The sequence below is a fragment of the Leptospira dzoumogneensis genome (assembly GCF_004770895.1).
Lineage (GTDB): Bacteria > Spirochaetota > Leptospiria > Leptospirales > Leptospiraceae > Leptospira_B > Leptospira_B dzoumogneensis.
On sequence record NZ_RQHS01000019.1, the window covers coordinates 269,577 to 280,128 of the forward strand.

Sequence of the window (10,552 nt, forward strand, 5' to 3'; positions counted from 1 at the left end):
CCCCATGTTTTTCTCATCCGAAAATTCTTCGGCGAACGATTGTTCTTTTAAACGATCTAAAACCATTCTTCCCAAATCCATTTTGATCTTCTTACTCATATTTTGTGCTTTAGGAGAATGGAAACTATCCGCAGACGAGACAAAGATCCAGGCCAGAAAAACAAGCAAACACGAAATGGGATTTCATCCCTATACTCAAGAAGGTTATTTCCAAGCCTGGAACTATTCATTTACGGATGATCAGACTTGGATCTTTGCCACATTCATAGTGAGTAATCTAGGACCTGGCACCAAAAACTGCGGAGTGAGTCTTGTAGTTTACGATAAAGAAAACGGCACACAATTTTCTACCAGAGAATATTCAAAAGACGAACTCAAAGCAGAAAGTGGAAATCTAGAATTAGAAATTTTTGATAGTTCAGTGTATAAGGGAGAAGCCGGGCCCGAGATCAAAATGATCACTGATACTGCCGAACTTGTTATTAGTTATAAAACCGGCTGGTCCAAAGCAGTTTCTCTTTCCGGGGGTAAAATACATCTGCCCGAAAAGGATAGTTTTGTACAAGCAGACATGGCATTCTCTTCTGTCCCTGCAAAAGGATATTTAATCTTGAACGGAAATAGAATGGAGCTGAATGGAAGAGGTGGAATGGAACATCTTCTTACCAACTACGAAGTGTATAAATACAGCAGGCGCTGGGAATTATACCGCTCCATCAATAGTGCAGGAGAAAGATTATTCGCAGGCGGTTTCATAGGGAACGAAAACTTTCCGGGAGAAGAAGTCAGAACAGTAAGTGCATTGGATCCTTCCGGAAAAATGTTATTCTCCGCAAAAGTTTTGAAGTCAGAAGTTTTAGAATCGGAGACGGAACCTTTTTCAGGTTATCATCTTCCGATCAAAGAAAAGTTTTACTTGGATGAAAGTGGTTCCTGCAGTTTAACAGTTTCTAGAAAACATACTGTCGGACAGATCTATGTTCTATCTAACATATCCGCAGTTCTTAGGTTTTTTGTTCGATTGTTTTTTACGAAACCTTATCAGCTTTATTATATCACCGATTCCAAATTGGATTGTGCACAAATTCCGGAAGGAAATCTCCCGAAAGATAAAAACTTCCGGGGGATTTTTTCCTATTACCTGATCAATCCTTAGGTTTCAGATCTATTATTACGAAGCAGCAGATTTCCGTAATATACTGCCGTCAGGACGATCATGATCCAAGGGATCAGGTTTCCATATAGAATATAAAAACCGGGAGGAGAATCGATCACTTGGATCTGCTGCCAACTGGTTTCCGCTTTCATTAGAGAAGTGGATTTGCCTTCTATAAAATGTCCCAGATGATCTACATAACCTGAAATTCCGGAGTTAGTAGAACGGACCAGCCACCTTCTCCATTCTATCGCTCTCAATCTTCCTAACTCGAAATGCTGGTCACTTTCAGTAGTGGTCCCGTACCATTTATCATTGGTAAGATTCGCAATGAACTGAGGATTTCCGGAGTCTTTGAACTTTCTCACAAATTCAGGAACGATCACTTCATAGCAGATCAAAGGAAGAAAAGCACCTTCGTCCTTTAATTCAGTATGAGTTGGAGAATAATAATTTCTTACAAATTCAGCATCCAACCCTTCTGTTTTTTCCCAAGTAACAGGCAGAACGGTTGTAGGATTTTCTTTAGGAATATCAGAATAATAATGTAGAAGATCGAAAGATTCTCCCGGATCGAACCTTCCGGTTTGAGGACTAAGATCGTACATGAACTCGAAAGGCATCGTCTCTCCAAACATTACCAAATATTGTTTTTGGTAGGCTTGTCTTCTGACACCATTCGGATCGTATACTACGTTATTATTAAAATACCTGAGATATTCCCTTCCGGAACTTTTGGTTTTATAAGCCGCGTCTATTTCATTAAAGAATACGGTAGCTTTATATCTATTCGCAAATGAAACCATCAAGGAATCAAACCTAGGCCAATAGATTCGATCTCCCATTCTGATCTTTAACAATTCGCGGTTCGCTGAAAAATAAGGAATTCCAGCTTCCGGCAGAACGATCAGGTCAGGATTTTTACCTGCTCTTTGGACGGCATTCTCCACCATCTTGTCCATTCTGCCCATCAGATCTTCGATCACTTCTCTAGGAGATCTTCCTCTTTCGTCACGAATACTCATAGGAGCATCCGGCTGGACTACTAGAACTTCGAGAGTTTTAGTCGGGGTTACATTCTTCCATTTTATATACAAACTAGAGCCAACGATCACGAAAAGAAGAAGTAACGCAAATGGTAAGGACCAGAATTTTATAAAATGGGATCTTTTATCTTTGGATCTTAAGATCTCGGGAAGATGCAACAGATTCGTTTCAAAAAGTGTATAAGAAATTACGAATACTAAGAATGAAAGTCCGTAAACTCCCGTGATCTCCACAGTTTGAGCGAGTATGATATTCCCTGCCGCCAAATTTCCCCAATACCAAGGAAACAATTGGTAACCGATCATATCCGCAGCCATTCCGCAGACACCCGCTACCCAAACGCTATGTTTACCTGCTCTTCTGGAAAGAAAGGAGTAAGAGATTAAGAAGATCGGGAACTTAGCTCCGAACAAAACTCCTGCCAAGAGAAGAATGATAAATGCAAGAGGCCAGGGGAAATTCCCGAAAACCATCGCCATATGATGGATCCAATGGAATGCGATCGCATAGAAGAATACCCCAAATAGGAAACCGTATCCTAACAATCTCCAATATCTTCCGGAATATTTATGAGTGATCCAAAATAGACCGAAAGGAGCGATCCAAACTAAATGGCTGAGATAAAAAGGAGCAAAGGCTAAGAACGCAAATATCCCCAGCCAGAGAAAACAGAAGAAGTCGAAAAACAGTGTTTTTTGAAACTCTCTAAAACGATGTAAAAAAGAATCCATGGATACCAACGTTGATCGGAAAAAAAACCTTTTGAGTCAATCTATTTAGGTTCTGATGAAGTGCTTGCCGTAGGAGAAGGAGGCATGAGTATACCAATAACACTGGTCGAATCATGAGCTCTCCATACTTCAAAATTGTCGGTAAAAATCCTCTTCACGGAACTGTAATGCCCCAAGGGAATAAAAACGAGGCCCTACCTATTTTAGGCGCTGTCTGTTTAGTTCCCGGCGAAGTGATTATCGAAAATATTCCCCAGATCTCAGACGTTCTGATGCTCATGGACGTTCTACGCCATTTAGGAATGGAAGTAGAAGATAAGGGAGAAGGTACGTTTTTATTTCGTAATAATGGAGAACTAAAATCCGATCTTCCTGCAGAACTATGTTCCAAGATCAGAGGAGCTGTCACACTTGCAGGACCGATCCTTGCCAAAACCGGAAGAGTGTTTTTACCAAGACCGGGCGGAGACAAGATCGGCCGACGAAGAATGGACACACATCTTCTCGCACTCCAAGCACTTGGTGCTCAGATAGAAGTATTTCCGGACGGTTACGAGATAAAAGGTGATAGACTCAGAGGTACGGACCTTCTTATGGACGAGGCATCCGTTACTGCCACGGAAAACGCAGTCATGGCCGCGGTTCTTTCAGAAGGTGTAACCATCTTACGTCATGCGGCTAGCGAACCTCATGTGCAAAGGCTTTGTAAATTTTTAGTTTCTGCAGGTGCAAAAATTTCGGGGATCGGATCCAACATTCTTACGATCGAAGGTGTAAGCTCCTTAAAAACTCCCGAAAAACCTCATAGGATCGGATCCGATTATTTAGAGATCGGAAGTTTTATCAGTTTAGCTGCAGTCACAGGTGGAGAAATTTTTATCGGAGATGTGGAGCTGGAAGATATCCGGATGATCCGCATGGTATATTCCCGCTTAGGGATAGAAGTTCGTCCTCAAGACGGAGGTATTTTAGTTCCTTCCGACCAAAAAATGGAGATCATTCCTGACTATCATGGAGCCACTCCTAAAATAGACGATTCTCCTTGGCCTGGTTTCCCTGCGGATATGACTTCCGTTGCGTTAGTCACCGCTACACAATGTAAAGGAACAGTTCTAATTCACGAAAAAATGTTCGAGTCTAGATTATTCTTCGTAGATAATATAATCTCGATGGGCGCTCAAATTATTCTCTGCGATCCGCATAGAGCGATCGTGATCGGACCGAATCGTCTTTACGGACAAAAAGTGGCAAGTCCTGATATCAGAGCAGGAATGGCGATGATCATCGCGGCGCTTTGCGCAGAAGGTACCAGCTCCATCCATAATATCGTTCAGATAGACAGAGGATTCCAGGACATAGATACTAGACTTAGATCTCTAGGCGCTCATATTGAGAGGATAGGTGAAGAATGAACCGAAAAGACTTCTTCCGGAAAGGCTTAGCAAAAGCTTTTTCCGTAATGGAAGAAGGCGTTAATGAAATTTCGGAAACCTGGAATTCTGTAGTAGAAGATAAAAAAGCAGAACCGGAAAAGGTCCCGCCTAAAAAAACTCAGATCAAGGTCCCAAAACCTAAAACCGTAAAAAGTAAATTTAAAGGTTTTAGAAATTTACAATTTCCTCCCGGAGCGGACTCAAAAGGAAAACGTTTCTTTTCCAAATGTACTGCTTGCAGTGATTGTATCTACGCTTGTCCTTATTCAGTTCTGTTTCCGGTTCCTGACGATACGACAGGCAAACATTTTCCTCATATGGATGTGAATCTGAATGCATGTATGTTATGCAAAGATTATCCATGTATCTCCGCTTGCCAAACAGGTGCACTTTTACCTTATAAAGAAAATCAATCTCCTAAATTCGGGAAAGCAAAAGGTTTCTTCCAACATTGTATCAATTCCAGAACGGGAGAAAAAACCTGTGAGACCTGCGCGATCACTTGCCCGATCCCGAATGTAGTCCAATTCAAAGGAAACAAACCAAGTTTTTCGAATGATTGTGTTGGCTGCGGATTATGTGTTTCTTCTTGTCCCACATTTCCTAAGGCAATCCAAGTACAATGAGATATCTTTCCAAACTTTCAGGTTTGGTGTTTTTATTTTTATTCTCTAATTCTTTAATTTCAGATCCGATCCCGAATAAGATCAAGATCGGTATTTTATCTAAATATTATCCGGATACAGTTCGTATCATTACTAAAGGTTCCAGAATACAATATTCAGGAAGAAATAGTTTAGAAAAAGATAAAACGATTTTAGTCCGAGCGGAAGAAGATCAAATCAGAATTATAGACGGGTCTAAAAGCTCAAGATCGGAACATATCTTATTTTCTGGCGGAGAATATGAACTCGAAGTTCCAAAAGACCAGGATCCTAAAAAATACCGAGGAGACCTGGAAATCAGCTCCTCCAAAGGAAAATTAAAACTTATACTTACGGTTCCATTAGAAGAATATGTACTGATCGGAATGATCTCAGAATTCGGAGACCTGTTTTATCCTAAGAATGAAAAGGATCCAAATCCGAACTGGAAGCAGGAATACTCGATTGTTGCATCTTCAATGATCCGTTCGTATGCACTCGCAAACCTAGGAAGGCATTCTAAAGAAGGCCATGATCTTTGCGATCTGACCCATTGCCTCCAGTTCTCAGGAAAATTAAGAAAGGAGAATATACACTTCTCCCCATCCAAAAAAATACTTCTGCAAGATAGAAGTGGGAAAATTTTAGAAACATTCTTTCATTCTACCTGCGGAGGAAATTTATCTTCTCCTTCCGTTCTCTGGAAAAATTTTAAGAACCCGCAATATTATAGATCCGGCTCAGATGCACAAGGCGGAGAGATTCAATGTAAGAACTCCCCATATTTTTCTTGGGAAACTTTTATCTCCAGAGAAGAATTAGGATCCGCCTTAGAAACAAAACAGATTACTGAATTAGTATCCAAATATTCTGAATCCAGAGTAAGTTCCTTAGAATATAAGGATTATTCCGGAAAAAAGAATATCCAAGCATCCGAATTCTTATCTAAAATCGGTAAAACATTGGGCTGGAATAAAACCAAGAGTAACGATTTTAAGATCGAAACAAGCTCTCGAGGATTTTATTTGAAAGGAAAAGGATTCGGGCATGGGATCGGTCTTTGCCAGTATGGAGCAAGAGAAATGGCGTTTAGAGGAGCAAAATCGGAAGAGATACTTCGATTTTATTTCCCGAATGCGGAACTGAGGCAAATCCATTGAGATCTATTTTTATAATATATCTGTTTTTTATAATATTCTTCTTTGAAGCCGCGAACGCCCAATCCGCAAAAAGAAAAGTAGAAGGATTCGAATTTTACTTTTTAGATGACTGGAATAGACAAAAAAACCCTGAAAAATTACTCGAAACTTTTGCGGAAAAATTCGCAGCAGAGATCCGATCCGAATCGGAAAGATTAGAAAGAAGAATTCCCCAAGACGCTCAAATTTTTGTTTCAGAGAACTCCGAGGTTTTTAGGAAATACTCAGGACAACCCGGGATTACTGCAGCGTTCTATTCTCCTGAATCTAATAAATTCTTTTTTCAAAATCCGGAAAGTTTAGCTAAAAGAGGAATTTTAGATACGGTGATCAAACATGAGATCTGTCATTTTTTAGCCCCGGAATCCAAATCATCGGCAATATCTTTTTGGATGCAGGAATCCTATTGTGAATCTTTGTACCCTACAAATCCTAAACCTTCATCTGCAGATCTTAAGTTTCCTTGGAGCTGGGAAAAATTCGATGAAGAATGTTCTAAAGAAATCCGAACAAAAAGTGGAGCCAAGAAAAAGATCTTATACCAAAAACTTTTTCTCTGGGGCTCTTGGCTTTTAAAAACAAAGGGAGAAGCAAGATTTCGCGCCTTTTTGGAAATTCAAAGTCCTGACATCCAAAATATATATTCGCAATTTGTAAAGTCGAGGTATTGACTTATAGAACAAATATCGTGTTGGAGCCCCTACATCCGCTTTTAGAATGATTTAGAAGACCTTTAGTTTTCCCCAGTCTTCTCCCTCTTTACCCGAACCGAAAGAAATCACCAATCTTTCGAAAACTTTCAATTTATCTAAGATAGGCTGCACATCTCTATCGATCGTTTTGGAAGTATATTCAGGAGAACCTTCCGCTCCATATAAATAAAAACTTTTGAGATCATCCAGGATTCCAGGAACACGAACCACTAAATGGTGAGGATAATAAGCCAATTCTTTTGCAGGACCGGAAGAGAACAGATCCGCTTGGTTCGGTCGATTTCCATTTCCGGAAGAAACTGTTTCTTCTGCACTTTTTCTATCGGAAGCCAAGTATTTCCAATTTCCCACTTTCAAAGAAGCAGGAGTATAGAAGCCGCCTTTTTTCAAAGGATAAGATTCTAAATTCGTATTTTGATAAGAAACCTTGATTGGATTTCCTACTTTGAAGATAGCCTTTAAAAGTTTATCATCCGGAACGGAAGCAGGCAAAGAGATCCCGAACCTTGGATACACCATTCCCGACTTGTATTCCAATCCGTTAAAACTGAGAGCGATCCCTTTTTCAGAACCGAAGTATTGTTCGTGGATCCCTGCATTTTTACCGAGTGAATTTAAACCTTCTCCGAATTCTTCCCATTCTCCGCTTATAGATTCTAATGATTTCCAAACTTCGGATGGTTTTAATTCTTCCGAATAAAATACTAAATTCGTTTCGCGAGGTATAACTTTTGAGAGACCAGGGCCGGAGCTAACTACCTGGTTTTTATCTCCACCTATCTTAAAAATTTTTCCTTCCAGGTTCTTTGCAGTCTCCCATCCCAAAAGTAAAGCGGCTCCAGAATTTCCGAAGGAAGGTTTAAGAAATGGAGCAATCAAAGAATCAGTCCCTGCATAGAGCAGGACCTTATTTTCTTTTTTAGAAGCTTCCTTTCTTAAAACATCAAAACCGTATTGATTTCCTAAAGAATCGTTATTTGCAGAAGAAGCCAGATCTAAAGATTTTTCCAATAGATCTTCCGAATCAGTGAGAATGATAAAATCTCCCAACACGATCGCTAAAATTTTTCCGGAACCGAATTCGTATTTAAACGCTTCTAAATTTCCGAATTTTTCCGAACCCGCAGCGAATTGGTCCGCAAAATCATCCGCAGAATGTGTAGTCTCTGAACCTGTAGGAGTATAATATCCTTCTTCCGTTTGAGGAGGAGTTTGCGGTTTTTGTTCTTTTGGAGTTTCTTTAACTACAATCTTTTCTCCCTTGAATGAGGTGATCAAACTCACTCCTAACTTGGAACTCGCGCTTGCCTTACCTACGAGTAAAAAATTGGACTTAGGGAATGTTGCAGCAGCGACAGGTCCATCGAATAAAGCGGCAAGTCTGGAAGGTTTAGTCATCACTCCGGCTTTTGCTTCTAACAAATAAAGAACAGAGCTGATCTTTCTAAGTTCAGGTAAAGTTAGGATTTTTTGGAAAGTGCCGTCATCGGAAAGTTCCCTTCCTAAATTCGTTTTTTCCAGATCTTCCACGAACTCTTCAGGGCGATACACTTCCACAAGCAGGCTTGCTTTTTTAGGAATGAGAAGAGCAGGATCTTTGATAGATGAATCTATGGAATATCCTTTAAATGAAAGATAGAATCCGATTGCCAAGAATAGGACTCCTACTCCCGTAGGAACTCCAACTTTAGGATCTTTTAATATATTTTCTCTGAATCCGACCTTAAGATCTTCTAAAGATTCTTTAGAAAAAAGACTCTTGATCTTAGGAAGTATTTTTGTTTTGAAAATTTGGATGCAAGTTCTCATTCTTATTTACCTGATTTTATTCCAGAATCTTTACTTTTAGAATCGATCTTATCCAGAAGAATAGAAGCCAAAGACTTGGCCTGATTTCCTCCGGATCCTTTGTCCACAAAAACAGTCAGCACATACGATTTCCGATCTTTACGAAAAGATAATACTGTCCATCCATGGGTCTCATATTTATGCATAAATTTAGTTCCAGTCCCGGTTTTGCCGCCCAGGATCCCTATACTTCCTTTTTCAGGAACATTCAGATCCTTTAAAGTTCCTGATTTTGGAACCTCGGAAAGAACAGAGGTGATCCATCTCAAATCCTTTCCAGAATAAGGATTCTCTTCCGATCGAACGGGCTCTTGGCCTGCTCCCCAATAAGGAGAAAGTCTCGGACCTTCTTTCCATATAGATGAATACAACTGTGAAATTTTTAAAGGGCTTACTTGTAGTCCACCTTCTCCGATAGAAGCAGCTACTTTTCTAAGGGAACTGATAGAGGTAAAATTCGTATCAGAAGGTTCTAGATAGGGATCCAATCTAGATCGAGTGGATTTTCCCAAACTCCAATCTTCATACAATTTAGAATAAAAAAGCTCAGGATCGGAAGAAGCACTCGTTAAAAAATATACATTACAAGACTGAACTAAAGCAGATCTGAGATCCATTTCTCCGTGACCTTTTGTTAAGGAACATCTCAAGTATTCTTTTCCATTTTCATCCCGAGGCAAATGTAATGTGTTTAGATCCGACTTAGTAGGAGTAAAACTTTCCTTAGGATAAAATCTACCTTTGCATAAAACTTTTTTCTCCGGAGAAAATCCGAGTCTATCTTTGTATTTCAGCAGAGTCAAAGTGGAGAAAGTTTTTACTAAAGAACCGGGAGGTAACTTTTTAGAAACTGCGATCTCCGGCCTATAAATATATTCCACTTTTCCGGAATCCATTTCCATCAATACTACCGAAGATACTGAGTTTTTAGATTCGAATTCTTTTACGGCCTCATCCAGATAAGAATAAGAAAATTTAGGAGCTGCTTGGAGCTGGGCCGCACAAACAAGAGTGACAGCAAATAAAATTCCGATTTTATAATATACTTTAGAATTCATTCCGATCAGTCCGGCTCTATCTCAAAATTTCCCAGATGATATACTTGCTGGGCCCTGGTCATCGTAAATTGGTATTGTTTTCTTTTTTCTCTCGGAGTTCCTTCGTATAGAACTACATATACCTTGGCTCTTGTTACCTGCGCATTAAATGGAGCATAGTATTGAGCTTGGACCGCATAATTTCCAGGCAAGGCCTTAGACATCGTAAAAGTCTGAGGAGCAAAAGTTGCATCATCATACACAAGATTTCCTCCGGACTTAGTGGAAGTATGGGCCCAGTAACACTTCTCTCCGGAAGGATCGATTACCCAAAGATCCGTATAACTCGCGGTGTCCCAAGTCAGAACTACTTTGATATCCCGAGAGGGAACCTTCGCAAAAAAGCTGACCTTATCATAGGCCTTACCTGCACGAACTTCCACCAGATTGTCTCCGGGAGAAGCTACGGTATTAAAGGAAAACTTTCCCGCATATAAAGGTACCATCTGAGGTATTCCATTGATAATCACAGTGACTTTTTCCGGATGAATACCGGCCACTGTTCCGGAGATTTTCTGTATTCTTTCAGTAGTAAAACCGCCATGAGGAGAATCTATAGATACCGTTTCCGCACTCAAATACATTATGGAAAATGAATATATCACGGCGAAGGCAGCCAAGAAACGTATTCCAAGGTTGCGGCTCGACTTTCCAAAAGAACGGTTTGGATCGGAAAAGAACATC

9 protein-coding genes are annotated in these 10,552 nt (G+C 40.0%); 5 read left to right on the forward strand and 4 right to left on the reverse strand.

All coding sequences use genetic code 11. From position 1 onward, the window contains the following. Window positions 1-4: 4 nt before the first annotated feature. Window positions 5-1,156, forward strand: coding sequence for a hypothetical protein (locus EHR06_RS14845; protein WP_135757717.1), 1,152 nt, complete (start codon window positions 5-7; stop codon window positions 1,154-1,156). Here EHR06_RS14845 and EHR06_RS14850 read toward each other — a convergent pair. Next, complete coding sequence (locus EHR06_RS14850; RefSeq protein WP_135757718.1) at window positions 1,153-2,934, reverse strand: apolipoprotein N-acyltransferase; 1,782 nt, start codon at window positions 2,932-2,934, stop codon at window positions 1,153-1,155. The genes EHR06_RS14845 and EHR06_RS14850 overlap by 4 nt on opposite strands. A gap of 113 nt (window positions 2,935-3,047) precedes the next feature. On the opposite strand from EHR06_RS14850, the gene murA reads away from it, so the two are divergent. The 4 genes from murA to EHR06_RS14870 are packed head-to-tail and all read left to right on the forward strand — an operon-like array spanning window position 3,048 to window position 6,881. Continuing rightward, entirely contained in the window at window positions 3,048-4,346 is a 1,299-nt protein-coding gene (gene murA / locus EHR06_RS14855; RefSeq protein WP_135678621.1) for a UDP-N-acetylglucosamine 1-carboxyvinyltransferase, read from the forward strand. Continuing rightward, window positions 4,343-4,993 carry a 4Fe-4S dicluster domain-containing protein gene (locus tag EHR06_RS14860; protein WP_135757719.1) on the forward strand — a complete coding sequence of 217 codons (651 nt, stop codon included), beginning with the start codon at window positions 4,343-4,345 and terminating at the stop codon, window positions 4,991-4,993. Before murA ends, EHR06_RS14860 begins: the two co-directional genes overlap by 4 nt. Beyond that, window positions 4,990-6,171: a SpoIID/LytB domain-containing protein gene (locus EHR06_RS14865; protein WP_135757720.1), complete on the forward strand. Its 1,182-nt coding sequence runs from the start codon at window positions 4,990-4,992 to the stop codon at window positions 6,169-6,171. Before EHR06_RS14860 ends, EHR06_RS14865 begins: the two co-directional genes overlap by 4 nt. Continuing rightward, a complete protein-coding gene (locus EHR06_RS14870; protein ID WP_135757721.1) occupies window positions 6,168-6,881 on the forward strand; it encodes a hypothetical protein in 714 nt (237 codons plus the stop codon). The genes EHR06_RS14865 and EHR06_RS14870 overlap by 4 nt, the downstream gene beginning before the upstream one ends. Before the next feature lie 51 nt (window positions 6,882-6,932). Here the strand turns inward: EHR06_RS14870 and EHR06_RS14875 are convergent, their stop codons facing one another. The 3 genes from EHR06_RS14875 to EHR06_RS14885 are packed head-to-tail and all read right to left on the reverse strand — an operon-like array spanning window position 6,933 to window position 10,551. Beyond that, window positions 6,933-8,732: a hypothetical protein gene (locus EHR06_RS14875; protein WP_135757722.1), complete on the reverse strand. Its 1,800-nt coding sequence runs from the start codon at window positions 8,730-8,732 to the stop codon at window positions 6,933-6,935. A gap of 2 nt (window positions 8,733-8,734) precedes the next feature. After that, entirely contained in the window at window positions 8,735-9,829 is a 1,095-nt protein-coding gene (locus EHR06_RS14880) for a penicillin-binding transpeptidase domain-containing protein (RefSeq protein ID WP_135757723.1), read from the reverse strand. A 5-nt stretch (window positions 9,830-9,834) separates the two neighbouring features. Beyond that, complete coding sequence (locus EHR06_RS14885; RefSeq protein ID WP_135757724.1) at window positions 9,835-10,551, reverse strand: YfaP family protein; 717 nt, start codon at window positions 10,549-10,551, stop codon at window positions 9,835-9,837. Window position 10,552 lies beyond the last annotated feature (1 nt).

Excerpts from the sequence above, each read along its gene's own strand:
- EHR06_RS14845 (WP_135757717.1), top strand. The coding sequence starts at position 5 with ATGTTTTTCTCATCCGAAAATTCTTCGGCGAACGATTGTTCTTTTAAA.
- EHR06_RS14850 (WP_135757718.1), bottom strand. The coding sequence starts at position 2,934 with ATGGATTCTTTTTTACATCGTTTTAGAGAGTTTCAAAAAACACTGTTT.
- murA (WP_135678621.1), top strand. The coding sequence starts at position 3,048 with ATGAGCTCTCCATACTTCAAAATTGTCGGTAAAAATCCTCTTCACGGA.
- EHR06_RS14860 (WP_135757719.1), top strand. The coding sequence starts at position 4,343 with ATGAACCGAAAAGACTTCTTCCGGAAAGGCTTAGCAAAAGCTTTTTCC.
- EHR06_RS14865 (WP_135757720.1), top strand. The coding sequence starts at position 4,990 with ATGAGATATCTTTCCAAACTTTCAGGTTTGGTGTTTTTATTTTTATTC.
- EHR06_RS14875 (WP_135757722.1), bottom strand. The coding sequence starts at position 8,732 with ATGAGAACTTGCATCCAAATTTTCAAAACAAAAATACTTCCTAAGATC.
- EHR06_RS14880 (WP_135757723.1), bottom strand. The coding sequence starts at position 9,829 with ATGAATTCTAAAGTATATTATAAAATCGGAATTTTATTTGCTGTCACT.
- EHR06_RS14885 (WP_135757724.1), bottom strand. The coding sequence starts at position 10,551 with ATGTTCTTTTCCGATCCAAACCGTTCTTTTGGAAAGTCGAGCCGCAAC.